The organism is Pseudomonas sp. P4_D7, from assembly GCF_056401755.1.
This window is the reverse complement of record NZ_JBFUIR010000011.1, coordinates 37,261-62,994: the sequence shown is the minus strand read 5'-3', so window position 1 is coordinate 62,994 and position 25,734 is coordinate 37,261. Positions and strand designations below refer to the sequence as shown.

The window sequence follows — 25,734 nt, the reverse complement described above, 5'->3', positions numbered from 1 at the left end:
GTTGGATTGCGTACATCTGCAAAAACCTGGTCGGCTGTCAGGCCGCCTTCGCGAGCAAGCTCGCTCCTACATTTGGATTGAGTACACCTGCGGAAAACAGGTCGGATGTCGGGCCGCTTTCGCGAGCAGGCTCGCTCCCACAGTTGGATTGCGTACATCTGCAAAAACCTGGTCGGCTGTCAGGCCGCCTTCGCGAGCAGGCTCGCTCCCACAGTTGGATTGCGTACATCTGCAAAAAACAGGTCGGCTGTCAGGCCGCCATCGCGAGCAGGCTCACTCCTACAGTTGAATTGCGTACATCTGCAAAAAACAGGTCGGCTATCAGGCCGCCTTCGCGAGCAGGCTCGCTCCTACATTTGGATTGAGTACACCTGCGGAAAACAGGTCGGATGTCGGGCCGCTTTCGCGAGCAGGCTCACTCCTACAGTCGGATGGGGTACATCTGCGGAAAACAGGTCGGCTGTCAGGCCGCCTTCGCGAGCAGGCTCACTCCTACAGTTGGATTGCGTACATCTGCAAAAAACAGGTCAGCTGTCAGGCCGCCTTCGCGAGCAAGCTCGCTCCCAAAGTTGGATTGCGTACATCTGCAAAAACCTGGTCGGCTGTCAGGCCGCCTTCGCGAGCAGGCTCACTCCTACAGTTGAATTGCGTACATCTGCAAAAAACAGGTCGGCTGTCAGGCCGCCTTCGCGAGCAAGCTCGCTCCTACAGTTGGATTGCGTACATCTGCAAAAACAGGTCGGCTATCAGGCCGCCTTCGCGAGCAAGCTCACTCCCACAGAAAAGCGAGAGCAGATCGCTTCTGCTCCCCACCACTCAACAGGATGAGCGTTAGCTCGGCTGCAGCCTTTGATCTTAAGGCCCGTCGGCAGGCTGAGTGGAGGGATTGATCCGGGGGTGGGAGCGCAGCGACCGTTCGACGAAGTCGAACACATCGAGAGGAGGTGCAGCGAAGCAAACCGTAGGCGATGCGCCCGGATCGATCCCGGAGCGAAGGAACCCCGAGCCCCAGCGAGCGGGCCGAACGTCAGGGCAAAGACCTTTGGTTCCTTTGGGGCGTTTGCCAAAGGGACTCGCTGTAAGAGCGAAACCGCCAGCGGCAGCACCCGCAGAAACGGATATACACCCAAAACCCCAAGAACATGGTCGGCCCAAAGGCCGCCACGTCACAAAAGAATCAAGCGCCCTTACGCACCCGGAACCAAGCCGCATACAACGCCGGCAAAAACAACAGCGTCAGCGCAGTCGCAACAATCAACCCACCCATGATCGCCACCGCCATCGGCCCAAAAAACACACTACGTGACAACGGAATCATCGCCAGCACCGCCGCCAGCGCCGTCAACACAATCGGCCTGAAGCGTCGAACCGTAGCCTCGATAATCGCCTGCCAAGGCTTAAGCCCCGAAGCAATGTCCTGCTCGATCTGATCCACCAGAATCACCGAATTGCGCATGATCATCCCGGACAACGCAATCGTCCCCAGCATCGCCACAAACCCGAACGGCTGACGGAACACCATCAAAAACAACGTCACCCCGATCAACCCCAGCGGCGCCGTCAAAAACACCATCACCGTGCGCGAAAAACTGCGCAACTGCACCATCAGCAAGGTCAGCACCACCACGATGAACATCGGCACCCCGGCATTCACCGACTTCTGCCCACGCTCGGAATCCTCCACCGTACCGCCGACATCCAGCAGATAACCATCGGGCAACTCGGCGCGAATCGAATCCAGCGTCGGCATGATCTGCTTCACCAATGTCGCCGGCTGCTCCTTGCCATAAATATCCGCACGCACGGTCACGTTCGGCAGACGATTGCGATGCCAGATAATCCCTTCCTCAAAGCCATATTCCAGCGTGGCAATCTGCGACAACGCCACACTGCGGCCGTTATCCGTCGGCACCGCCAGACTCGGCAACAAGGACAATTCAGTGCGTTCATGCACCGTGCCGCGCAGCAGAATCTCGATCAATTCGTTGTCTTCGCGATACTGACTGACACTCGACCCGGTCAACGAACTCTGCAGGAATTTCGCCAGATTGGCCGTGCTTACACCCAATGCTCGCGCGCGATCCTGATCGATGTTCAGGTACACGACCTTGCTCGGTTCTTCCCAATCCAGATGCACATTGACCACATGCGGATTCTCGCGAACCTTGGCCGCGACCTTGCGCGCCAACGCACGAACCTCTTCGATGTGCTCACCGGTGACGCGGAACTGCACCGGGTAGCCAACCGGAGGACCGTTCTCCAGACGCGTCACCCGCGAACGCAGGGCCGGGAATTGCTCGTTAAGCGTCTCGATCAACCAACTGCGCAGCGCTTCACGTTCCTCAATGGTTTTCGCCAACACCACAAACTGCGCAAAACTGGCCGCCGGCAACTGTTGATCCAAAGGCAGATAAAAGCGCGGCGATCCGGTGCCGACATACGCCACATAATTATCAATACCGGCGTGATCCTTGAGCATCGCCTCCAGACGTTTCACCTCGCCAGTGGTATTGGCCAACGACGCGCCTTCAGCCAGTTTCAGATCAACCATCAACTCCAGTCGATTGGAAGCCGGGAAAAACTGCTGCGGGACGAAACGGAACAACATCACCGAGGCGATAAACAGCCCCACCGTCAGCACGATCACGGTCTTGCGGTGCGCCACGCACCACTCCACCAAGCGCCGAACGCGCTGATAAAACGGCGTGCCGTACGGATCAGCCTGACCATCGGCGGTACCATGTTTGGCCGCATGAATTTTCGCCAGATCCGGCAGGAGTTTTTCCCCCAGATACGGCACGAACATCACCGCCGCCACCCAGGACGCGAGCAAGGCGATGGTCACCACCTGGAAGATCGAACGGGTGTATTCGCCAGTGCCGGATTGCGCCGTGGCAATCGGCAGAAACCCGGCGGCGGTGATCAACGTACCGGTGAGCATAGGGAACGCGGTACTGGTCCAGGCATAGCTCGCCGCGCGGATACGGTCAAAGCCCTGCTCCATTTTGATCGCCATCATTTCCACGGCGATGATCGCGTCATCCACCAGCAAGCCCAGCGCCAGCACCAACGCGCCAAGGGAGATCTTGTGCAGGCCGATGCCGAGGTAATACATGCAGGCGAAGGTCATCGCCAGCACCAGTGGAATGGTCAGTGCCACGACCATGCCAGTGCGCACGCCGAGGGAGAAGAAGCTCACCAGCAAGACAATCGCCAGCGCCTCGACCAGCACCTGGACGAACTCGCCGACTCCGGTTTTCACCGCCGCCGGCTGATCGGAAACCTTGCGCAATTGCATGCCGGCCGGGAGGTTTTTCTGGATGCGCGAGAACTCGCCTTCCAGCGCTTTACCCAGCACCAGAATGTCGCCGCCATCCTTCATCGCCACCGCGAGACCAATCGCATCTTCGCCCATGAAGCGCATGCGCGGCGCCGGTGGATCATTGAACCCGCGACGCACATCGGCGACATCGGAGATGCGGAACGTGCGATCACCGACGCGGATCGGGAAGTTCTTTATCTCCTCGACCGTCTGAAAATTCCCCGAGACCCGTAGCTGCAAGCGCTCGCTACCGGTTTCGAAGAACCCGGCGGTCGAGACCGCGTTCTGCTCTTGCAGCGCCTGTTGCACTGCCGCCAGCGGCAAGCCGAGGGTCGCCAGTTTGACGTTGGACAGTTCGACCCAGATTTTCTCGTCCTGCAAACCGAGCAAGTCGACCTTGCCGACATCCTTGACCCGTTGCAGCTGGATCTGGATGCGGTCGGCGTAATCCTTGAGCACCGCGTAATCGAAACCGTCCCCGGTCAGCGCATAGATATTGCCGAACGTGGTGCCGAACTCATCGTTGAAAAACGGCCCCTGAATATCCGGCGGCAAGGTCTGGCGAATATCACTGACCTTCTTGCGCACCTGATACCAGAGGTCGGGGATTTGCTTGGAGTGCATCGAATCGCGGGCAATGAAGGTGACCTGCGATTCGCCGGGGCGCGAGAACGACACGATGCGTTCGTATTCACCGGTTTCCATCAGTTTCTTTTCAATACGCTCGGTGACCTGCCGCGAGACTTCCTGCGCGGTCGCCCCCGGCCAACGGGTTTGAATCACCATGGCCTTGAACGTGAACGGCGGGTCTTCACTCTGGCCGAGTTTGGTGTAGGACAACGCACCGACGATGGCCAGCAAAAGCATCAGGAACAGTACGATCTGGCGATTACGCAGCGCCCATTCGGAAAGGTTGAAGCGCATCGGGGCTTACTCCTTGTTCGCCAGATTGACCACGCGATTGGAGCGATCCACCGGACGCACCTGCTGCCCTTCGAGCAACACATGCACGCCAGCAGCCACCACCCAGTCACTGGCGTTCAAGCCTTCGAGCACCGGCACGGTTTTCTCGCCGAACGGGCCGATGCGCACCGGGGTTTTCTTCAAGGTGTTGTTGGCGCTGACGACCCAGACGTAGGTCGCACCGTTTTCGGCGGTGAGTGCCGAGAGCGGCACCGAGAGGGAAACGCTATCGGCCGATTGCACAAACACCCGGGCGCTCTGCCCCAGTTCGGACGGGACTTTGCCGCTCACGAAAGAAATGCGCGCAGCGAAAGTGCGCGAGCGTGGATCGGCGGCGGGCGACAGTTCGCGGATCTGCCCGGCGAAGCGCTGGTTCTGCTGTGTCCACAGTTCGACGGTCACAGGCTGACCGACCTTGAAGCGGCCGAAGCTCTGCTCCGGCAGGCTGATCAGTACTTCGCGCTCGCCATCAGTGGCAAGGGTAAACACCGTTTGCCCGGCGGCAACCACCTGCCCAACCTCGACCGAACGCTTGGCCACCACGCCATCCTGCGGCGCACGCAACACGGCGTAACTGGCCTGATTGGTCGAAACGTTGAATTCAGCTTTGATTTGTTTGAGACGGGCCTCACCGGAACGGTAAAGGTTTTCGGCGTTGTCGTAGGCCGAGCGGCTGACCATCTGCCGATCCATAAGGGTCTTGTAGCGATCACGTTCGGCGCGGACCAGATTGAGATTGGCTTCGGCGGCAGCCACCTGGGCGCGAGTGGCTTCCAGTTGCAGGCGCACGTCCTGCGGATCGAGTTCGGCGAGTGGCTGATCAGCCTTCACGCGCTGACCTTCATCGACCAGTCGTCGGCTGACTTTGCCGCCAATGCGGAATGCCAGATCCGGTTCGTAGCGGGCGCGCACTTCGCCCGGATAACTTTCCATCGCCTGTGCCGAAGGCTCTGGCTGCACCACCATGGCTGGTCGCACGGCGACTTGCGTCGCCTCTTCCTGACCGCATGCTGACAAAAGGAACGCCAGACTCACTGGCAACGCGAGGGACAACGCATGGCGGAACATGGTGACGGACCTTTCGCTAATGGTGCTTGGAATAATTATACTGGCGGGTATGTTATTAATAGCAAACTCACCAGTCCAGTATTAAAAGCGAAGAATGTCGAACAATCTTTCAGCTCCAAACGGCCCAGGCCGCCCCAAGGATCTGGCCAAGCGCCAAGCGATCCTCGACGCGGCGAAAACTCTGTTTCTGAGTCATGGCTACGCCAACACCAGCATGGACGCGGTCGCCAGCGAGGCCGGCGTGTCGAAGCTGACGGTCTACAGCCATTTCAACGACAAGGAGACGCTGTTCTCCGCCGCCGTGGTGGCCAAATGCGAGGAGCAATTACCGCCGCTGTTCTTCGAATTGCCCGAAGGCATCGCCGTCGAAAATGTGTTGCTGAACATTGCGCGAGGCTTTCATCACCTGATCAACAGCGATGAATCGGTGAATCTGCACCGTTTGATCATGGCGCTCGGCAGTCAGGATCCGAAGCTGTCGCTGATCTTCTTCGAGGCGGGTCCGCAGCGCATGGTGCAGGGCATGGAACGGCTGTTGACGCGCATCCACGAGACCGGCGCGCTGAGCATCGATCTGCCGCGCAATGCTGCTGAGCATTTCTTCTGCCTGATCAAGGGCGCGGGGAATTTTCGTTTGTTATATGGCTGTGGTGAACCGTTGAGCGAAGAGGCTTCGGAGAGCCATATTCAGGAAGTGGTGGCTTTGTTTATGCGTGCTTACAGGTCCTGACTTTTAAGGTGTCTGAGGGGACGCCTTCGCGAGCAAGCTCGCTCCCACATTGGAATGCATTTCAAATGTGGGAGCGAGCTTGCTCGCGAATGGGGGCAACTCGGTTTAAGGCTTGAGCGCTTTCTTCGGGTAGATATCGTATCGACTGGACTTGCCATCCAGCGCATGACTCGGCTTCGGCCCCGCAATGCACGGCGCCTTGCGCGGTCGCTTGACCACCACCCGGTGCGTCGCCAACGCCAACGCGGCTTCGAGCAACGCCGGGGCATCCGGATCATCGCCCACCAACGGCCGGAACAGACGCATCTCCTTTTTCACCAGCGCGGTCTTCTCACGGTGCGGAAACATCGGGTCGAGGTAGATCACCTGCGGCGCCTCACCCTCCCAGTTCTGCATGACCTCGATGGAGTTGCCCTTGAGCAATTTCATCCGTGCCACAATCGGCGCCACGTCGAAATCTTCCGCCGCGCGCGCCAGACCATCCTCCAGCAAGGCGCCGATCAGCGGCTGGCGTTCGATCAGGCTCATCTCGCAACCGAGGCTCGCCAGCACGAACGCATCCTTGCCCAATCCCGCCGTGGCATCCAGCACCCGCGGGCGCACGCCCTGAGCGATGCCTACAGCCTTGGCGATCATCTGCCCGCTGCCGCCGCCGTATAGCCGACGATGCGCAGCGCCGCCCTCAACAAAGTCGACCCGCACCGGCCCGGGTGCGTCAGGGCCGAGCTGTTGCAGCTGCAAACCCTGCTCGCCGACCTGCAAGGCGAACTCGCCGTCCGCCACTGCAAGCGGCAGACCGAGGCGTTCGGCCCACTGCTCGGCTTGCGCTTCAAACGTCGGGCCGAGGGCCTGGACATGGATGCGGCAGGCCGCGGGTTGCTCGATCATGGAAAACACGCTCAAAAATTCAAGGATCGGCAAAAACCGCCGATAATTCATTCAACGCGCATTTTGCCAGAGCTGAGCGTCAACCGAAAAAAATGTCAGGCATTCTTCCCACATCGATTGGCTACATCTCGCCCCATGGCGACTTTAGCCGTCACAACACTCAAGCACTGAGCGGCGTCAGTCACCTGTGGCAGGATTTCTTTGCCCAAGCGATGGCCGAACAGACGAGTGAAGTGGTGCCTGCCTGCGGTACATTTCCGCCGGTTGACCTGAGCAGCCCGGAAGAACCGACCATCGGCAGCGAGCTGCACGCGCACATCGTCAGCCAGCGCGAGTGCGATGTGGTGGAAACCGAAGTGCGTCCGCCAGAGCCGCTGTTCCTGCCAATCGCCGAATTCGAAATGGAACTGCTGGAAAAGCCGTTCCCGCCATTCCCGCCAGAAGAACTGCAAGCTCAGCAGGCGCATCAGGATTTCGACAGCAGTTGGGTTCGCCCGGTGGTGATCAACAATGGTCAGCCCGTTCCAGAGCCTGGCCCGGCCCCGCAGAAGAAGCCGCTGTACTTGCCGATTGCCGAGTTCGATCTGGATCTGCTGCAGAAGCCTTACCCGCCGTTCCCGCCGGAAGAAATCGTCGAGCAACAGAAAGCACTGGATTTTGATAACGGTTGGGCCCGCCCGATCGTTCTGCAGAACCTGCGCCTCGCCGCCTAAGCCTCAGCGACACACGCTCCAGCGTCCGACATCGACATGAAAGTGATTGCGGTGGGCGGTGTTGTAATCCGGACCCAAAACCACACTGAACGCCTCGCAGGCGCCATCGCGCACCTGACGCAGAAATTGTGCGTCCTGATTTTGCTTCGGCCAGTCCTTGAGCACACTGATGCTGCGGCCGTCGGCGAGACGAAACCCGGCGATGTCCAGCGCATCGGCACTGGCATGGCGGCTGAGCGCGCCGCTTTCGCGATTGTAGATATTGCGACAGGCGAAGCTGCCGAGGTGATCAAGGCGTGCGACCTTCTGCCCGTACACGGATTGTGCAGCAGGTTGCAGCGTGTGCTGTTCAAACATCGCGTAGGCCACCGCCAGCGGACAACTGGCGAGGAAACTGCTGCTCAGCGCCACCTCACCGCCCTGTACGCGCAAGGCACCGATCAGCGGGCACTTGGCGTCGGGACTGTCGGCTTGCCGCGTGACGCGAAGATCAGAGCTGTTCAACGCCTGGGCACAGAGTTCGGGGTCACTGCGCAAACGCATCAGCTTGTAGCCGGTCAGCCAGTTGGGCGCGGCTTTTACGTCCAGTGGCGCCCATGGATTCCATGACGGCGGCACGTCCAGCCAACCGCGCCACACACTGATCAACGCGCCGCCAGTGATCAGCAACACGGTCAGTGCGATCCACCGCCCCATGCTCAGCCTTTGAAGAATTGATTGGCTTTGGCGTACGGCATCGACTGCGAGGTAAACCCGAAGGTGCCGGATTGCTGGATTTCTTCAGCGGCACGGAAGAATTCGCCGAACGCCGCCAACGCCAGTGCCGAACCGGTACTGATGCGCCGCACGCCCATTTCTTGCAGCTCCTGCACGGTCAGTTTCAAACCGCCGGACATCAGCACATTGACCGGTTTCGGCGCCACCGCACGCACCACTGCCAGCACTTCTTCGGCGTTGCGCAAACCTGGCGCATACAACACGTCGGCCCCTGCCTCGGCGAAGGCCTGCAGGCGGCGAATGGTGTCGTTGAGATCGGGATTACCGTGCAGGTAGTTTTCCGCCCGCGCGGTGAGGATGAAGGGAAAAGGTAGCGTGCGCACCGCAGCGACAGCGGCCTCGATGCGCGCCACAGCGTGTTCGAAGCAGTAGATTGGCGCATCCGCGCGGCCCGTGGCGTCTTCAATCGAACCACCAACAGCGCCGGCCTCGGCAGCACGCAGCAGACTCTTGGCGCATTCAGCCGGGTCATCAGCGAAACCGTTTTCCAGATCCACCGCTACCGGCAAATCGGTGGCAGCGACAATCGCGCGGACATTGGCCAAGGTCTCATCAAGGCTCAACGCGCCATCGGCCTTGCCTTGGGAAAACGCATAACCGGCACTGGTGGTCGCCAAGGCCTGATAGCCAAGACTGGCGAGCATTTTTGCCGACCCCGCATCCCACGGATTAGGAATCACGAAAATCCCCGATTGGTCATGCAGGGCTTTGAAGGCGTGGGCTTTACGGGCTTGGGCATCCATCGGCAGACTCCTGGGCAGAAAAAAATCCGCTTCAGAGCAGGCCAAGTTGCTCCGCGGCGGGTTCTCTGTATAGCGCAGGCAGCGCTGGCAGGCCAGGCAAACGTTGCATCAGTTGTGCGTGAAAACGTTGCGCCAGTTTCGCCGCAAGCAGGTTATCGGCGGTGTGCAGGAAGATGTACGGCGTGCGGCCCTCTTCGATCCACTCGGCGATTTTCGCCACCCACGGCACTAGGAACGGGTCGTTGGCTTCCAGTTCCGGATGGCCAATAAAACGCACTTGCGGGAACTGGGTGAACGCCGCCGGGCGCGTCGGCACGCGTGGCTTTTTCGATTGCGCGTGGATTACCGAAGATTCAGTCGACAGGCAACTGAACAGCGCACGCGGGTCGAGGCAGATGCGCTCAACGCCACGATCCAGCAGCAGGCGATTGAGCAGACGTTCGCTCTCGCCCTTGGCGAAGAACTGTTCATGGCGCACTTCCACCGCCAACGGGCAATCCAGCGCATCAATAAACGCCGCCAGTTCCGGCAGTCGATACGGCGTGAAGCTTTTCGACAGTTGCAACCACATCGGCGAGACGCGCTCACCGAGGGGTTTGAGTAATTGCAGAAATGTTTCGGCGGCGGTCAGTTGCTCGCGCAGGTCACCGCTGTGGCTGATGTCGCCGGGGAATTTGGCGGTGAAGCGGAAGTGCTCGGGCATGACCTCGGCCCAACGCTGCACCGTGGCGGGCGACGGGCTGGCGTAGAAGGTCGTGTTGCCTTCAACGGCGTTGAACACTTGGGAATAGAGACCGAGGAAATCTGAGGTTTTGGCGTCTACCGGGTACAGATACTCGCGCCAGGCGTTTTCGCTCCAGGACGGACAACCGAGGTAGTAAGGCAGATCCATCAGATATACAGATCGAGGCCCAGCACGTCTGCATCCCAATCGACAAAACCGGCGGTGCTCAGGTAGCTGGCGAGGGCCATCGCTACGCTTTTGCTCATGGCGCGGTGGTAAATCATGTCTTGTTGGCGGGCGGGCAGATTGCTCAGGCGTTGCGCGGCGGCTTTGGCGGCAGCACGGGCAGCCCGTTGCTCTTCAGTCGGAAATTCCAGCTCACCGTCGATGTCATCGACGGACTCATCCACAGTCACATGGCCTTTGCGAGGCTTGCGCTTGATGGGGTAGGACTGAGAGGAAAGGCCGTCTATACGCATAATTTCATGCTCGGTATCGATGATGGCAATTTAGCGGCACTTGACCGACTTAGCAAACTGCCGAGTGATAACTAGAACACATAAAGCGCAAAAGGTTTAAAGCGAGGGATTAGAAACTGACGATTGGCGGATTCGCGGGCGACTTAATTCCCTGTGGGAGCGAGCTTGCTCGCGAAGAGTTCAGCACATTCAACATTGATATTGGCTGACCAGAAGCCTTCGCGAGCAAGCTCGCTCCCACAGGGTTCGTGACGAGTTAGCGGGCTTTCGGGGTGGCGACTTTATCGCGCAGGTAAACCGGTTGCGCATCGTCAGCCGGGATCGACTCGCCGCGCTCCCAGGCGAAGCGCGCCAGGGTCAGCAAGTCTTCGGCGTGGGGCAGCATGGCGGCATCGGAACCGGTCAGATTGACCGCGATGCGCTCGGCATAACTCCAACCCGTGCCAGCACCGAACCACTCACCACTGGCATCGGCCGGCAGCGCCGCGACTTCCGGCGGCAACACCGCTTCGGCACCAACCAGACGCATCTCCCCCGCCGTCTCGCGGTAGCAGCCCCAATACACTTCATCCATCCGCGCATCGATGGCCGCCGCGACCTGGCTCACACCGTGCTCACGCAACGCCCGCTGCGCCAGCACGGCCAGGTTGGACACTGGCAATACCGGACGATCCAGCGCAAACGCCAGACCCTGCACCACACCGATGGCAATCCGCACACCAGTGAACGCGCCAGGCCCGCGACCAAAAGCAATCGCATCGACCGCTTGCAACGTGGTGCCGGCGTCGGCCAGCAGTTGCTGGATCATCGGCAGCAGTTTCTGCGCGTGCAGGCGCGGGATCACCTCGTAATGGCTCGTGACCTTGCCGTCATGCAGCAAGGCAACGGAGCAAGCTTCAGTCGCGGTGTCCAGGGCCAGCAAGGTGCTCATCGATGTTTCCAAAACAGGTGTGGGAAAAAGGGCGTCAGTATAAACAACTACGGCCCGCAAGCGGGCCGTGGATGATGCAGCCGATCAGACTTTTCAGCTCAGCGCTGCCAGCACCTTGGTGGTGATTGCATCAACCGAACCAACGCCTTCGATGTGGCTGTACTTTGGCTTGCCGTTGGCAGCCGACAGCTTCTGGTAGAAATCCACCAGCGGCTTGGTCTGCGAATGGTAGACCGACAGGCGATGACGCACGGTTTCTTCGGTGTCGTCCTTGCGCTGTACCAGCTCTTCGCCGGTGATGTCGTCTTTGCCTGCGATTTTCGGCGGGTTGTAGACGATGTGGTAAACGCGGCCGCTGGCTTCGTGAACACGACGGCCGGCGATGCGTTGAACGATTTCTTCGTCTTCAACAGCGATTTCAACCACTGCATCCAGTTCGACGCCGGCAGAAACCAGAGCTTCAGCCTGCGGAATGGTGCGCGGGAAGCCGTCGAACAGGAAACCGTTGGCGCAGTCTGGCTGAGCGATGCGGTCCTGAACCAGTGCGATGATCAGGTCATCCGACACCAGGCCGCCGGCATCCATGATGCTCTTGGCTTGAACGCCCAGTGGAGTACCGGCCTTGACCGCTGCACGCAGCATGTCGCCGGTGGAAATTTGTGGAATGCCGAATTTTTCGGTGATGAACTTAGCCTGAGTACCTTTACCGGCCCCGGGAGCTCCCAGCAGAATGACGCGCATTAGATGTGCTCCTCAATTTTTTTATAAAAAGCTTTTACAAAACAAAGGATTCGCCTCTTGGGACGAATCCTGAAAATACGGGTCGTGGCCGCATAAACGGCCAAAGGCTGATCAAGATACACAGCAGGCTGCGCCCACACAAGACGCCAAAAGTCGGAGAAACCGACGCCCCCCGCGACCTCGCGACGCGGTAACCCAAGTCGCAACCCCATCATTAACTGTCGCCTCGCGGCACTTTCGCCGGTCAGGCAACGCGACAGCCAAGTCTTCGTCCGGCTACCGCGCACCCGACAAAAACCTTAGCCGGTATTTCGCAAACCAGCGGCAATCCCCGCCACAGACACCAGCAACGCCTGTTCCACCGGGCTGCCCTGCTCGACATCCTGCTGCCGCGAACGGGCCAGCAGTTCGGCCTGCAATAGATGCAGCGGGTCGAGGTAGGTGTTGCGCAGGCGGATGAATTCAAGGGTGTCAGGGCTATGTGCCAGCAGTTGCGACTGGCCAGTCAGGCCGAGCACCACCGCGCACGCCTGCGACAATAGGTCGCGTAACTGCGCGCCCAACGGCAGCAGATCAGGCTCGACCAGACGCTGATCGTAGGACAGCGCAATATCCGCATCAGCCTTGGCCAGAACCATTTCCAGCATGTCGATACGCGTACGGAAGAACGGCCATTGTTCGCGCATCTGCCCGAGCAACTCGCCCTCGCCGCGCTCCAGCGCCTTGCTCAGCGCCGACTCCCACCCCAGCCACGCCGGCAGCATCAGCCGCGTTTGCGTCCAGCCGAAGATCCACGGAATCGCCCGCAGACTTTCGATCCCGCCGGCGCGGCGTTTGGCCGGACGACTGCCCAGTGGCAAGCGACCCAACTCCTGCTCTGGCGTGGACTGACGGAAGTACTCGACGAATTGCGGATTTTCCCGCACGACCTGGCGATAAGCGCTGACGCCATCGGCGGCCAATTCGTCCATCAAGTGACGCCACTCTGGTGTCGGCGGCGGCGGAGGCAGCAGCGTTGCTTCAAGCACCGCCGCCAGATACAGATTGAGGTTTTGCTCGGCGATGTCCGGCAGGCCGAATTTGAATCGAATCATTTCCCCCTGCTCAGTGGTGCGGAAACGCCCGGCCACCGAGCCCGGCGGTTGCGACAGAATCGCCGCATGCGCCGGACCACCGCCACGGCCCACGGTGCCGCCGCGACCGTGGAACAGCAGCAGTTCGACTTGTTGCTCGCGGCAGATTTCCACCAAGCGTTCCTGCGCACGATATTGCGCCCAGGCCGCCGCCGTGGTGCCAGCGTCCTTGGCCGAGTCGGAATAACCGATCATCACTTCCTGCGGGCCTTGCAGCCGTGCACGGTAACCCGGCAGCAGCAACAGCCGCTCCATCACCGGCCCGGCGTTGTCGAGGTCGGCAAGGGTTTCGAACAACGGCACCACGCGCATCGGCCGCAGCACGCCAGACTCTTTGAGCAGCAGTTGCACGGCGAGCACATCGGAAGCTGCACCGGCCATGGAGATCACGTAGGAACCGAGCGAAGCGCCCGGCGCCGCGGCAATTTCCTTGCAGGTGTTGAGCACTTCGGAGGTGTCAGCGGACGGTTTGAAATGCGCTGGCAGCAGTGGCCGACGATTGCTCAGTTCGCGGGTCAGAAAGGTGATGCGCTGCTCTTCGTCCCAGTCTTCGTAGCGACCGAGGCCGAGGTAATCGGTGATTTCAGTCATCGCCGAGCTATGGCGTGACGAGTCCTGGCGCACATCCAGACGCACAAGGAACAGGCCGAAGGTCACCGCCCGACGCAGGCAGTCGAGCAACGGACCATCAGCGATCACGCCCATGCCGCACTCGTGCAGCGAGTTGAAGCACAGCTCCAGCGGATCGAGCAGATCGCGGTTGTTGTGCAGCACGTCTGTCGGCGCTGGCGTCGGTGCAGTCAGCGCAGCGTGTGCCCAATTGCGCGTGGCGCGCAGGCGTTCGCGCAGTTGCTTGAGCACCGCACGATACGGTTCGGCGCTGTCGCCGGCCTTGGCTTTGAGGGCGTCGCTGGCCTGTTGCATCGACAGCTCGGCTGCCAAATGATCGACATCACGCAGGTACAAATCGGCGGCCATCCAGCGCGCCAGCAGCAACACTTCGCGAGTCACCGCAGCGGTAACGTTGGGGTTGCCATCACGGTCGCCACCCATCCATGAGGCGAAGCGAATCGGCGCGGCTTCCAATGGCAGACGCAGGCCGGTCGCTTCATACAACGCCTTGTCGGCCTTGCGCATATGGTTGGGAATCGCCTGCCACAGTGAGTGCTCGATGACCGCGAAACCCCATTTGGCTTCATCGACTGGTGTGGGGCGCGTGCGGCGGATTTCTTCGGTGTGCCAGGCTTCGGCGATCAGCCGTTGCAGGGTGTTTTGAATCTGTTCGCGTTCGGCGCTGGTCAGGTCGCGATGATCCTGCGCGGCGAGTTGCCCGGCGATCGCGTCGTACTTCTGGATCAGCGTGCGCCGCGCCACTTCGGTCGGGTGCGCAGTAAGCACCAGCTCGATTTCCAGCCGCGCCAGTTGCCGCGCCAGCGATTCGGCGCTGTGGCCTTCACTGCGCAAACGCGCGAGCAATTCCGGCAGCACGCGGGATTCGAACGGCGCCGGCTGCGACTCCTCGCGACGATGAATCAACTGATACTGCTCGGCGATGTTCGCCAGGTTGAGAAACTGGTTGAACGCGCGCGCCACGGGGAGCAATTCGTCTTCGCTCAATTGATTGAGGCTGGCGCTCAGTTCGGCGTCCATCGAACCACGCCGATCGGCCTTGGCGCCCTTACGAATCTGCTCGATCTTGTCGAGGAAATCCTCGCCGTACTGATCTCGAATGGTATTGCCCAGCAGCTCTCCGAGCAGGTGAACGTCTTCGCGCAAGCGTGCATCAATATCGGTCATCAGCAATTCCCCAGCAGTAATCCGGACGGCTTAGAAACGAGTGCATGACCTAGAGAGTGCCGCTCTACGACGCTTCTTACAAGCAGCCGACGAAGGGACGTTAAACCTTGTGGGCGAAAGCTAGTCTCAACAGTAAGCCGCACAACGGCTTGCCGCCGGCCCCGGCGGACACTCACCCAGACCTGCCATGAGCAGGTGCGAAATGAGGTCATCATGAAAATTCGTGAACTCGCCCAGCATTGGGAAGAAAACGCCAAAGGTCGTATGACCGACACTGGCTACGCGATTCATCTGGACGTTGAAGCTGCGGCGCGTCTGGCAGCGATTACCGAGATGTACCCCAAACGGCATGTCGAAGAATTGCTTGGCGAACTGATCGGCGCGGCGCTTGAAGAGTTTGAAGCGAGCCTGCCGTATGTGAAAGGTTCGACGGTGGTGGCGACCGATGAGGAGGGTGATCCGTTGTATGAAGACGTCGGGCCTACACCGCGTTTTCTGGCCCTTTCGCGCCGGCATTTGCATGACCTCTCGGCCGCAGCAGGCAAGCAAAAACACTGACACCACACAGATCAAAACTGTGGGAGCGAGCCTGCTCGCGATGGCGGATTTTCAGTCGCCATTTTTGTTGTCTGATACACCGCTATCGCGAGCAGGCTCACTCCTACAAAGATCGTATTCCAGTTCAAAATCAGTGTGTTTTCGGGATCCGAAAACTCCGCGCGTACCGCTTCATCCCGCCAAAGTTCCCGCTCTAGAGCCTTATCCATTCGGTCAAAAATTATTTTGGCGATAGGCCATCTTTTCTGAACTTTTGAAAAACGCCTCCGGTCGGAACCTGTAACCACGCCTGGAACGAGCGTTTCAAAAACGCCTTTCACACGACGCTTTCGGCTCCTCGACCAGGATGGATTCAGTTGTTTTCAGGAGATGCCTAATGGAGTTGAAGACCATGAAAAACCAAACCTCGTTTACCCACCTGCGCGGTCTGAAACTGGCGGCTCTGGCCATCGGCACCAGCTTCGTACTGGCCGGTTGCGCCGGTAACCCACCGACCGAGCAATACGCCGTGACCCAGTCGGCGGTGAACAGCGCCGTCAGCGCTGGCGGTACCGAGTTCGCTGCCGTTGAGATGAAGCAAGCACAGGACAAACTGAAACAAGCCGAAATCGCCATGCACGACAAGAAGTATGACGAAGCTCGCATCCTGTCCGAGCAAGCCGAGTGGGACGCTCGCGTCGCCGAACGCAAGGCTCAGGCCGCTAAAGCCGAACAGGCTGTGAAGGATTCCCAGAAAGGTGTTCAGGAACTGCGTCAGGAAAGTCAGCGCACCGTGCAGTAAGCGCGCATCCCGACCGCAAAGCTGAATCTCTTACCGATAGAAAGGACGACAAATTATGCGTAAGCAACTGATGATCCCCGCTCTCCTCGCCGCAAGTGTTGCTCTGGCTGCCTGCTCCACCCCGCCTAACCCGAACCTGGAACAGGCACGCACCAACTACGCCGGCCTGCAAGCCAACCCACAGGCGAGCAAAGTCGCGGCACTGGAAACCAAAGACGCCAGCGATTACCTGGACAAGGCCGACAAGGCCTACCTGGACAAGCAAGACGCTGCCAAGGTTGACCAACTGGCCTACCTGACCAACCAGCGTGTGGAAGTGGCCAAGCAGACCATCGCCCTGCGCACTGCGGAAAATAACCTGAAGAACGCCGCCGCCCAACGTGCCCAGGCGCGTCTGGATGCTCGCGATCAGCAGATCAAACAACTGCAGGACAGCCTGAACGCCAAGCAGACCGATCGCGGTACGCTGGTGACTTTCGGTGACGTACTGTTCGCCACCGACCGTGCTGACCTCAAGTCCAGCGGTTTGGTCAACATCAACAAACTGGCGCAGTTCCTTCAGGAAAACCCGGATCGCAAAGTGATCGTCGAGGGTTACACCGACAGCACCGGGACCGCCAGCCACAACCAGTCGCTGTCCGAGCGTCGCGCCAACTCCGTGCGCACCGCACTGGTGAAAATGGGCGTTGATCCAGCGCGCATCGTCACCCAAGGCTACGGCAAGGAATACCCGGTTGCCGAGAACGGCAGCGCTTCCGGCCGTGCGATGAACCGTCGTGTGGAAGTGACCATTTCCAACGACAACCAACCAGTGATGCCACGTTCGGCGGTCAGCTCGAACTAAGCGCACTGCTGTAACGCGAAAGCCCCGCCTGACTGAGTCAGGCGGGGCTTTTTTGTGCGGGCTGAAATGGTGGCCCCTCACCCCAGCCCTCTCCCGAGGGAGAGGGAGCCGATTTATGGCGCTTTCAGAGTTTGTGTTCGACGCGATGGATCAGGTCGGCGTATAGCGAAAGAACACCTCGGTCAGTCCCCTCTCCCTCTGGGCGGTCCGACGTTTCGGGAGGGTTAGGGTGAGGGCTGGTCCTGCAGAATCACTGCTCAAGCTTCTGCGGGGTTTCTTCGCCCATGCAGCGCACGGCTTTTTTCTGTGCGTTGATCAACACACCGGTCAGACCTTTCTGCTCGGTATCGAACAACACCAGCACCCCATCAATGCACTGCGCCACCTGCGGCGCGGGATCCAGCGAAACCTTGTAATCCTCACCCGGAACAGTCTTGAGCATGGTGAATTCGTTGAGCAGCAACGCATCCTCGGGTTTGGCGAAGTGCAGGTAGCCGTAGTACCACAGCGCTCCAACGGTGCCGAGGATGCTGCAGATACCGGTGATGATCAGCGGGATGGCGTTGCGTTCTTCAGTCATTGCGGACTCTCGTCTTCAGAATTCGGGGGTGTCGGATAATTGGGGATTTCGCCGAGGCGGCGCAGGCCGTTGAAATGCTCGGGATCGTCGAGGTAGCGCAGCATGACCAGGCGCCACACCGGGTCGCCGAAGGTCTGCACATGGCCGCCACGGGTCAGTTGCAGCACGCGCGGCGGTGGCGCCGCTTGATACAGACGGATGCCGTTGGACAGCGGCACCAGTGGATCGTCGATACTGTGGAAGATCAGTTTCGGCACGCCGTTGAGTTGCGGCATCGAGTTGATCGCGCTGTCGCTGTCCGGCACCAGCCACGACAACGGCACCTGAAATGGCCAGGTCAGCCACGAAGTGCTGAGCGCGTATTGGCCGACGCTGCGATAGCTCGCGGGCACGCCGTCGAGCACCAGCGCTTTCAGCTGTTTCTGTCGCTCGGGATGCTGCACCAGCCAATGCACCGCCATCGAACCGCCGAGGCTTTGGCCGAGCAGGATCAGCGGCTTGCCTTTGACTTCCGGCGCCTTGTCCAGCCATGCGAACGCGGCGTCGATGTCCTGATAGATCGCCGGCAGGCTCGGTTTGCCTTCGGACAAGCCATAACCGCGATAGTCGACCAGCAGCACTTGATAGCCGTTTTTTGGCAGCCACCAGCTCCCGCCCAAATGCATAGGCAGATTGCCGCCATTGCCGTGCAGGTGCAGGACGGTGCCTTTGACCTCTACGCCGGGTTTGGCCGGCAGCCACCAGGCGTTGAGCTTCAAGCCATCCGCCGTGACCAGGGTGACGGTGCGGTATTCGAGCTTGGCTTTTTCCGGGGTGAATATCTGGCCCGGCTCAGGGTAGAACAACAGCGAACTGCAACCGCCGAGGGTCAGGAGCAGGCAAATGATGCCGAGGATTCTCATCCGGTGAAACCTCGCGAAAATAGGGAGTCAGACACAAATCAAAACTGTGGGAGCGAGCCTGCTCGCGATAGCGGTGTGTCAGTCGCTATTTGTGTTGGTTGACACACCGCTATCGCGAGCAGGCTCACTCCTACAGGGGTTTATTGTGTGGGCTAGAGGATATTGGAGTAATCCGCTTCGATCCGGTCCAGACTCAAATGGTTGAGGAAGTTGGAGAAGCACATCCACGCCGACAACGCATTCAAATCGCGGAACTGGTCAGGCAGATACTTCGGCGGTACCACCAATCCTTCATCCACCAGTTGGCGCAAGGTACGCATGTCTTCCAGCGTGGTCTTGCCGCAGAACAACAACGGAATCTGCTCAAGCTTGCCCTTACGCACGGCCAACTGAATGTAGTTGTAAACCATGATAAAGCCCTTGAGGTAGGACAAGTCTTTGGTAAATGGCAGACCGGTCGGTGTCGATCCACGGAAAACGCGACTGGCGTTGCCGTAACTTTCCGCCATCTCGAAGCCCTGCTCACGGAAGAATTCGAAAACCTGCAGGAAGTCCGCGCCCTCCTCGACCATGTGAATGGCGCGGGTGCGGTTGGTCAGTTTGCGCAGGCGGCTCGGGTAGGAGGCGAAGGTGATGATTTCCATCAGGATCGCCAGGCCTTCCTGGGTCACCGTCGACGACGGTGGGCCTTTGGACAGGAAGGTGCAGATCGGCTGGTTCAAACCGTTGAGCGTGGTGCCGACGTGGACCAGGCCTTCGTGGACTTCCAGCGCGCGCACGTCGCGGTCGTTGAACATCGCATCGGTGCGGATCTTGATGTAGTCCGCACCGGCCGCCGCGTCAGCAACGATACCGTCGGACTCGAACACGCGGATGGTTTCTTCGGCCTCGCCGAACACTTTGTTCAGACGGGTTTGCAGCAGATGCACGGCGTCCTTGGCGGTGAGGATCTTCGGCTCGTCCTTCAAATCGCCACGGCCATCAATGTTGTTCAGGTAGTCGGACATCATCAGGCCGAGGTCGGCCAGGGTCGGGTCACCGGCGTGGAACGCATCAGACGCGGCGCCATACAACTCTTGGGAGATCAGACCGAAATCTTCGGTACCGCGCGCTTCGAGCATGCGCACCACCATGCGGTATTCCTTGCACATGCGCCGCATGATCTGCCCGACCGGGTTGAACTGGCCAAGCTGGCGGGTGATGTCGCGCTCGATGTTCTGGAACTCCAGCTTGACCTTGCTCGAATCGAAACTCAGCGGCCGATTGAGGTAGTAGTCGCGATCCACCGCCGGCATTTCCTTGCCTTTGGCCTTGAGGAACCCCTTGCGAATGTTCTCGTCCCACTTGACGGCGTCGAGCACACGGATCGGCGTCTGCGCCAGCACAATGCGATCGGACAACATGCGTATCGTCTGCTGGTAATCGTCCACCCGAAACTCCTGTAGGAAACCTGACGTTCTGAATTATTGGGCGCGGGCCTGGCGCTGGTAGCGCACGGCTTCCACGAAGACATCGGAATTGGCCGGATCATCGAGGTAAGCAAAGACCTTATCGAGGTTACTGTCGACTTGCACGCCGTCGCCATCGTCGGTCTGGAAGGCCTGACCGTCGAGGGCTTTTTGTTTGATCGCCTGGTTGATCTGCTCGAGATCGAGGTTGTAGACCACCAGTTCGTGTTTGTCGGTGAGTTCGAAGCCGGCGATGGTGAAGTGGCCACCGTACTGCGCCGGGACTTTCGCCGACAGATACCAGCGGCTGCCATGGCGCGACACAGTGAAGGGATAGGCTTCGCGTTCGCGGGGTTTGGCCTTGAAGTACGTGACAGCCTGATAGCGGTCCTTGCCCAGGCGCGTCAGCTCAAGGTTCATCGGCTCGCCCCAGGCGTTGGTGCTCGACCATTTGCCGAGCAGGCCCTTGGGCGCCGGGTCACTGGCGGTCAGCGGCTCCTTGAAGGTCACCAGACAGCCACTGAGCAGCAGGAACGACAAGGCGATCAGCACGCCACGCCAGGCTTTCATTCAATACTCCCTATGAACATTCGCCGCCCTTGAATACGCCACCGAACCTGTGGGAGCGAGCTTGCTCGCGAAAGCGTCAGCACAGCCAACATTAATGTTGAATGTCAGTCCGTCTTCGCGAGCAAGCTCGCTCCCACAGGGTTCAATGTTTCCCCAGAGGATCAGACCGACGCAAGCACCAGATGCATATAGCGCGTCAGAATGCCGAGCATGTCCTCTTCGGCCAAAGGCTCGGCGTCGTTGAGCAGGCCCTGATATTCCATCCGACCGATAATCGCCGTCAACACCTTGGCATCCTGTTGCGGTTCACGCGAGCCCAGCACCTGGAACAACTGGCAGGTGCCCTGCAACAGAATCTGCTGATGCGAGCGCACCAGAATCGCCAGACGCGGATTAAGCAATGCTTCCTGACGGAACGCCTGTTCAGCCATCAAATGTTCACGACGGTTAACCAACTGACGATGCACGTAGTCAGCCATCAACCGCGCGATGTCATCAGCCAGTTGCGAGCGCGACTCCGGGCTGCCGTCCCCACTGACGACCATTTCGCGCAGCAAACCTTCGTTGTTGACCCACAGCTTGGCCATGTACGCCGCGCTGCGTTCAACGTATTGAGCGAAGGTATCGGTGAGCAGGTCGTCGATATCCTTGAAGTAATAGGTGGTCGCCGACAGCGGCACTCCGGCCTCGGCCGCCACCGCGCGGTGGCGCACGGCACGCACACCGTCACGCACGACAATGCGCATCGCCGCGTCGAGAATGTCCTGGCGACGCTGCTCACTGCCCTGTCGGCTGGCCTTGCGACCCTGGTACTGAACGCTTTCAGCGACCGCAGTGGCGATACCCGCTGCACCTTCTTGAGCTATTGCACCCATCACGACAGAACTTCCTCTGCAATTCAAAAGTAACCAATTGATACATTTGTACCAGACAGGCAATAAAAAGCCGCCTGTTTTAGGCGGCTTTTTAACTGAAACGTTTACGCTTGCGGTCGCATGTGCGGGAACAGGATCACATCGCGAATCGACGGCGAGTTGGTCAGCAACATCACCAGACGATCGATGCCGATACCTTCACCGGCCGTTGGCGGCATGCCGTACTCCAGCGCGCGCACGAAGTCGGCGTCGTAGTGCATGGCTTCGTCGTCGCCGGCGTCCTTGTCGGCCACCTGCGCCATGAAGCGCTCGGCCTGGTCTTCCGCGTCGTTCAACTCGGAGTAGGCGTTGGCGATTTCACGGCCACCGATGAACAGCTCGAAGCGGTCGGTGACGTTCGGGTTGTCGTCGTTGCGACGCGCAAGCGGCGACACTTCGAACGGGTACTGGGTGATGAAGTGCGGCTGTTCCAGCTTGTGCTCGACCAGCTCTTCGAAAATCATCACCTGCAGTTTGCCCAGACCTTCGAAGCCCAGCACCTTGGCGCCGGCCTTCTTGGCGATGGCGCGCGCCTTGTCGATGTCGTTCAGATCATCGGCGGTCAGCTCAGGGTTGTACTTGAGGATCGAGTCGAACACCGACAGGCGCACGAACGGCTCGCCGAAGTGGAACACCTTGTCGCCGTACGGCACGTCGGTGCTGCCCAGTACCAGCTGCGCCAGTTCACGGAACAGTTCTTCGGTCAGGTCCATGTTGTCTTCGTAATCGGCGTACGCCTGATAGAACTCCAACATGGTGAATTCAGGGTTGTGACGAGTCGAAACGCCTTCGTTACGGAAGTTGCGGTTGATCTCGAAGACCTTTTCAAAACCACCGACCACCAGACGCTTCAGATACAGCTCTGGCGCGATACGCAGGAACATTTCCATGTCCAGCGCGTTGTGGTGGGTTTCGAACGGCTTGGCCGCAGCGCCGCCCGGAATGGTCTGCAGCATCGGCGTTTCGACTTCGAGGAAGTCGCGCTTCATCAGGAAGCTGCGGATGTGCGCGATCACTTGCGAACGCACGCGGAAGGTCTGGCGCACGTCTTCGTTGACGATCAGGTCAACGTAGCGCTGACGGTAGCGCTGTTCGGTGTCGGTCAGGCCGTGGTGCTTATCCGGCAGCGGACGCAGAGATTTGGTCAGCAGACGCACGCTGGTCATTTCAACGTACAGGTCGCCCTTGCCGGAACGCGCCAGGGTGCCTTCAGCGGCAATGATGTCGCCCATGTCCCAGGTTTTCACCGCGGCGAGGGTGTCTTCCGACAGGGTTTTACGGTTGACGTAGACCTGGATGCGACCGGTCATGTCCTGGATCACCATGAACGAGCCACGGTTGAGCATGATGCGACCGGCAACCTTGACCGGGATTGCAGCCTCTGCCAGCTCTTCCTTGGTCTTGTCCGCGTATTTCTTCTGCAGATCTTCGCAGTAGTTTTCGCGGCGGAAGTCGTTCGGGAAGGCGTTGCCCTTGGCGCGCTCGGCAGCCAGCTTTTCCTTGCGCAGGGCGATCAGGGAGTTTTCTTCCTGTTGCAGGGCTTGCGGGTCGAGTTGTTGGTCGCTCATGTCTTTAGATATTCCATCAGGTTCGTTGCCCCCGGGCCTTACGGCCCGGGGATCGCCAGCAGGGCTGGCTCCTACAGGGATCGGGTTGAATCAGCCGATCCTGTAATGCGTCTTTTACAGCCCGGATTTCAGGCTGGCATACAGGTATTCGTCGATATCGCCGTCGAGTACCTTGTCGCAGTCGCTGCGTTCGATGTTGGTGCGCAGATCCTTGATCCGCGACGCATCGAGCACGTACGAGCGAATCTGGTGACCCCAACCGATGTCCGACTTGGTGTCTTCCAGCGCTTGCGACGCGGCGTTGCGTTTCTGCATTTCCTGCTCGTACAACTTGGCCCGCAGCATTTTCATGGCGGTGTCCTTGTTGGCGTGCTGGGAACGTTCGTTCTGGCAGCTGACCACGGTGTTGGTCGGTACGTGAGTGATACGTACGGCCGAGTCGGTGGTGTTTACGTGCTGACCACCGGCACCGGAGGAACGATAGGTGTCGATACGCAGGTCTGCCGGGTTGATTTCGATTTCGACCTTGTCATCGATCTCTGGCGAGACGAAAACCGCGGAGAACGAGGTGTGACGACGGTTGCCGGAGTCGAACGGGCTCTTGCGCACCAGACGGTGTACGCCGATTTCGGTACGCAGCCAGCCAAAGGCGTATTCGCCCTTGATGTGCACGGTCGCACCTTTGATACCGGCAACTTCACCGGCCGACAGTTCCATGATGGTCGCGTCGAAACCGCGTTTGTCCGCCCAGCGCAGGTACATGCGCAGTAGGATGTTGGCCCAGTCCTGGGCTTCAGTGCCGCCGGAACCGGCCTGGATGTCCAGGTAGGCGTTGTTCGGGTCCATTTCATGGCTGAACATGCGGCGGAATTCCAGCTTGGCCAGATTCTCCTCGAGACGGGCCAGCTCGGCGACGACATCGCCCACTGCGCCTTCGTCGTTTTCTTCGACGGCCATGTCCAGCAGGTCGCGGCAATCGGCCAGACCGCCGTTCAGTTCATCGAGGGTATCGACGATCTGCGCCAGCGCAGCGCGCTCGCGGCCCAGTTCCTGGGCGTATTCAGGTTTGTTCCAGACGCTCGGATCTTCAAGCTCGCGATTGACTTCGGTCAGACGCTCATGCTTTTGATCGTAGTCAAAGATACCCCCGAATAGTTTCGGAGCGCTCGGACAGGTCCTTGATGGTGTTCAGGATCGGGTTGATTTCCATGACGGGCAGCACTCGTTGGCGAACTTTTGAAAGCCGGCGAGTATAACGTAATCAGGCTGTGACGGCAGCCCGTCTGGCGGGTGTGGGGATCATTAAAACCTTTGCCCTCACCCTAACCCTCTCCCAGAGGTAGAGGGGACTGATTCGGGTTTGCTCGGGAGGTACGCCGACGTGAAATGGCTTTGCCGAATCCATGATCGCCAAGCTTGAAGATCCATAATCGACTCGGTCGATCAGGTCGATGTTCAGCGCCAGACACCCCGGTCGGCCCCCTCTCCCATTGGGAGAGGGCTGGGGTGAGGGTCAGCGTTTACTCGATCCCGACCTGATTACGCCCATTGTTCTTCGCCAGGTAAAGGCCACGATCCGCCGCCGAAATCAGCAACCGACAATCACTACCCGCCTGCGGCACCATGGTCGCCAGACCAATACTGATGGTCAGGCTCGCCCCTTCCGCCGGGGTGTTGTGCGGGATTTTCAAGGATGCCACGGTCTGCCGTAGCTTCTCCGCGACCAGCCGCGCGCCGCCCGGCGAGGTGTTCGGCAGCACCAGCACAAACTCCTCACCGCCATAACGCGCCGGCAGATCTGACGGTCGTGCGCTGGCCTCGCGGATCGCCGTAGCGACCTTGCGTAACGCTTCGTCGCCTTCAACGTGACCAAAGCTGTCGTTGTAGGACTTGAAGTAATCGACGTCGATCATCAACAGCGACAACTGACTCTGTTCCCGCAGTGAGCGGCGCCACTCCAGTTCCAGGTACTCGTCGAAGTGCCGGCGGTTGGACAGCCCGGTCAGGCCGTCGGAGTTCATCAGGCGTTGCAGCACCAGATTGGTGTCGAGCAATTGCTGCTGGCTGACGCGCAGCGCGCGGTACGCCGCGTCGCGCTGCAGCAAGGTCATGTAGGAACGCGAGTGATAGCGGATGCGCGCCACCAGCTCGATGGTATCCGGCAGTTTCACCAGGTAATCGTTGGCGCCGGCAGAGAACGCCGCGCTCTTGATCAGCGGGTCTTCCTTGGTCGACAGGACGATGATCGGAATGTCCTTGGTCGCCGGGTGATTGCGGTATTCGCGCACTAGGCTCAGGCCATCGAGGCCGGGCATCACCAGGTCCTGGAGAATCACCGTCGGTTTGATCCGCACCGCCTGGGCAATGGCCTGCTGCGGGTCGGAGCAGAAGTGGAAGTCGATGTTTTCTTGATTCGACAGCCCACGGCGCACCGCTTCGCCGATCATCGCTTGATCGTCCACCAACAACACCATGGCGGCGTTTTCGTCGGTTTTAATGTCGTCGATCTGTAAGTCATTCATGGGCGGTCACCTGAGTACTGCGGGGGCCAGGATTGCGG

The 25,734-nt window shown here is 59.7% G+C and carries 24 protein-coding genes; 5 read left to right on the top strand and 19 right to left on the bottom strand.

Features of this window, described 5'->3' with window-relative positions:
- Positions 1–1,177: 1,177 nt before the first annotated feature.
- Positions 1,178–4,246: an efflux RND transporter permease subunit gene (locus tag AC1DVF_RS10045; RefSeq protein ID WP_093436655.1), complete on the bottom strand. Its 3,069-nt coding sequence runs from the start codon at positions 4,244–4,246 to the stop codon at positions 1,178–1,180.
- A 6-nt stretch (positions 4,247–4,252) separates the two neighbouring features.
- Positions 4,253–5,353: an efflux RND transporter periplasmic adaptor subunit gene (locus AC1DVF_RS10040; protein WP_460130971.1), complete on the bottom strand. Its 1,101-nt coding sequence runs from the start codon at positions 5,351–5,353 to the stop codon at positions 4,253–4,255.
- A gap of 94 nt (positions 5,354–5,447) precedes the next feature.
- Here AC1DVF_RS10040 and AC1DVF_RS10035 point away from each other — a divergent pair, with 94 nt between their 5' ends.
- Positions 5,448–6,083 (top strand): TetR/AcrR family transcriptional regulator, encoded by a 636-nt coding sequence (locus AC1DVF_RS10035; RefSeq protein ID WP_477782399.1) that lies wholly within the window; start codon positions 5,448–5,450, stop codon positions 6,081–6,083.
- A 105-nt stretch (positions 6,084–6,188) separates the two neighbouring features.
- Here AC1DVF_RS10035 and AC1DVF_RS10030 read toward each other — a convergent pair whose 3' ends face one another.
- A complete protein-coding gene (locus tag AC1DVF_RS10030; RefSeq protein ID WP_116254674.1) occupies positions 6,189–6,971 on the bottom strand; it encodes a class I SAM-dependent methyltransferase in 783 nt (260 codons plus the stop codon).
- A 92-nt stretch (positions 6,972–7,063) separates the two neighbouring features.
- On the opposite strand from AC1DVF_RS10030, the gene AC1DVF_RS10025 reads away from it, so the two are divergent.
- Positions 7,064–7,684 carry an energy transducer TonB gene (locus AC1DVF_RS10025; RefSeq protein WP_150792466.1) on the top strand — a complete coding sequence of 207 codons (621 nt, stop codon included), beginning with the start codon at positions 7,064–7,066 and terminating at the stop codon, positions 7,682–7,684.
- A gap of 3 nt (positions 7,685–7,687) precedes the next feature.
- Here AC1DVF_RS10025 and AC1DVF_RS10020 read toward each other — a convergent pair whose 3' ends face one another.
- The 7 genes from AC1DVF_RS10020 to ppc form a co-directional block, all read right to left on the bottom strand.
- On the bottom strand, positions 7,688–8,380 hold the full coding sequence (locus tag AC1DVF_RS10020; RefSeq protein WP_150792465.1) for an extensin-like domain-containing protein: 693 nt from the start codon (positions 8,378–8,380) through the stop codon (positions 7,688–7,690).
- Positions 8,381–8,382: 2 nt separating this feature from the next.
- A complete protein-coding gene (locus tag AC1DVF_RS10015) occupies positions 8,383–9,204 on the bottom strand; it encodes an isocitrate lyase/PEP mutase family protein (RefSeq protein ID WP_093436671.1) in 822 nt (273 codons plus the stop codon).
- A gap of 31 nt (positions 9,205–9,235) precedes the next feature.
- On the bottom strand, positions 9,236–10,096 hold the full coding sequence (locus tag AC1DVF_RS10010; RefSeq protein ID WP_477782398.1) for a DUF72 domain-containing protein: 861 nt from the start codon (positions 10,094–10,096) through the stop codon (positions 9,236–9,238).
- Entirely contained in the window at positions 10,096–10,407 is a 312-nt protein-coding gene (locus tag AC1DVF_RS10005; RefSeq protein ID WP_477782397.1) for a hypothetical protein, read from the bottom strand. The genes AC1DVF_RS10010 and AC1DVF_RS10005 overlap by 1 nt, the downstream gene beginning before the upstream one ends.
- A 256-nt stretch (positions 10,408–10,663) precedes the next feature.
- Complete coding sequence (gene tsaB, locus AC1DVF_RS10000; RefSeq protein ID WP_414926616.1) at positions 10,664–11,338, bottom strand: tRNA (adenosine(37)-N6)-threonylcarbamoyltransferase complex dimerization subunit type 1 TsaB; 675 nt, start codon at positions 11,336–11,338, stop codon at positions 10,664–10,666.
- A gap of 93 nt (positions 11,339–11,431) precedes the next feature.
- On the bottom strand, positions 11,432–12,079 hold the full coding sequence (adk, locus tag AC1DVF_RS09995; protein ID WP_093436683.1) for an adenylate kinase: 648 nt from the start codon (positions 12,077–12,079) through the stop codon (positions 11,432–11,434).
- A gap of 299 nt (positions 12,080–12,378) precedes the next feature.
- Positions 12,379–15,009 carry a phosphoenolpyruvate carboxylase gene (gene ppc / locus AC1DVF_RS09990; RefSeq protein ID WP_477782396.1) on the bottom strand — a complete coding sequence of 877 codons (2,631 nt, stop codon included), beginning with the start codon at positions 15,007–15,009 and terminating at the stop codon, positions 12,379–12,381.
- Positions 15,010–15,222: 213 nt separating this feature from the next.
- Between ppc and AC1DVF_RS09985 the strand changes: the two genes are divergently transcribed.
- The gene (locus AC1DVF_RS09985; RefSeq protein WP_099758109.1) at positions 15,223–15,567 is read left to right on the top strand and encodes a pilin assembly protein; all 345 of its coding nucleotides are present in this window, start codon (positions 15,223–15,225) and stop codon (positions 15,565–15,567) included.
- An 11-nt stretch (positions 15,568–15,578) separates the two neighbouring features.
- Here the strand turns inward: AC1DVF_RS09985 and AC1DVF_RS09980 are convergent, their stop codons facing one another.
- Positions 15,579–15,887, bottom strand: coding sequence for a hypothetical protein (locus tag AC1DVF_RS09980; RefSeq protein ID WP_477782395.1), 309 nt, complete (start codon positions 15,885–15,887; stop codon positions 15,579–15,581).
- 56 nt (positions 15,888–15,943) lie between these two features.
- Here AC1DVF_RS09980 and AC1DVF_RS09975 point away from each other — a divergent pair, with 56 nt between their 5' ends.
- Positions 15,944–16,348 carry a DUF4398 domain-containing protein gene (locus AC1DVF_RS09975; RefSeq protein ID WP_093436697.1) on the top strand — a complete coding sequence of 135 codons (405 nt, stop codon included), beginning with the start codon at positions 15,944–15,946 and terminating at the stop codon, positions 16,346–16,348.
- 55 nt (positions 16,349–16,403) lie between these two features.
- Positions 16,404–17,192, top strand: coding sequence for a lipotoxin F family OmpA-related lipoprotein LptF (gene lptF, locus AC1DVF_RS09970; protein WP_016983302.1), 789 nt, complete (start codon positions 16,404–16,406; stop codon positions 17,190–17,192).
- Between the two features lie 250 nt (positions 17,193–17,442).
- Here the strand turns inward: lptF and AC1DVF_RS09965 are convergent, their stop codons facing one another.
- The 8 genes from AC1DVF_RS09965 to AC1DVF_RS09930 all read right to left on the bottom strand — a co-directional run bounded on the left by AC1DVF_RS09965 (position 17,443) and on the right by AC1DVF_RS09930 (position 25,696).
- Positions 17,443–17,772 (bottom strand): PA3694 family proteiin, encoded by a 330-nt coding sequence (locus tag AC1DVF_RS09965; RefSeq protein ID WP_034154859.1) that lies wholly within the window; start codon positions 17,770–17,772, stop codon positions 17,443–17,445.
- A complete protein-coding gene (locus tag AC1DVF_RS09960; RefSeq protein ID WP_477782394.1) occupies positions 17,769–18,674 on the bottom strand; it encodes an alpha/beta hydrolase in 906 nt (301 codons plus the stop codon). The genes AC1DVF_RS09965 and AC1DVF_RS09960 overlap by 4 nt, the downstream gene beginning before the upstream one ends.
- A 152-nt stretch (positions 18,675–18,826) precedes the next feature.
- Positions 18,827–20,077: a flavohemoglobin expression-modulating QEGLA motif protein gene (locus AC1DVF_RS09955; RefSeq protein WP_175559644.1), complete on the bottom strand. Its 1,251-nt coding sequence runs from the start codon at positions 20,075–20,077 to the stop codon at positions 18,827–18,829.
- Between the two features lie 60 nt (positions 20,078–20,137).
- Entirely contained in the window at positions 20,138–20,692 is a 555-nt protein-coding gene (locus AC1DVF_RS09950; protein WP_093436706.1) for a hypothetical protein, read from the bottom strand.
- Between the two features lie 161 nt (positions 20,693–20,853).
- Complete coding sequence (locus AC1DVF_RS09945) at positions 20,854–21,567, bottom strand: TetR/AcrR family transcriptional regulator (protein WP_034154855.1); 714 nt, start codon at positions 21,565–21,567, stop codon at positions 20,854–20,856.
- 104 nt (positions 21,568–21,671) lie between these two features.
- Positions 21,672–23,174, bottom strand: a complete 1,503-nt coding sequence (gene lysS, locus AC1DVF_RS09940) for a lysine--tRNA ligase (RefSeq protein ID WP_007908910.1) — start codon at positions 23,172–23,174, stop codon at positions 21,672–21,674.
- A 114-nt stretch (positions 23,175–23,288) separates the two neighbouring features.
- Positions 23,289–24,384 (bottom strand): peptide chain release factor 2 gene (prfB, locus tag AC1DVF_RS09935; RefSeq protein WP_102900567.1). Its coding sequence is split into 2 segments (ribosomal slippage): positions 23,289–24,311 and positions 24,313–24,384, totalling 1,095 coding nucleotides; the frame shifts between segments, so codons are not numbered across the junction.
- A 310-nt stretch (positions 24,385–24,694) separates the two neighbouring features.
- On the bottom strand, positions 24,695–25,696 hold the full coding sequence (locus AC1DVF_RS09930) for a response regulator (protein ID WP_093436712.1): 1,002 nt from the start codon (positions 25,694–25,696) through the stop codon (positions 24,695–24,697).
- Positions 25,697–25,734 lie beyond the last annotated feature (38 nt).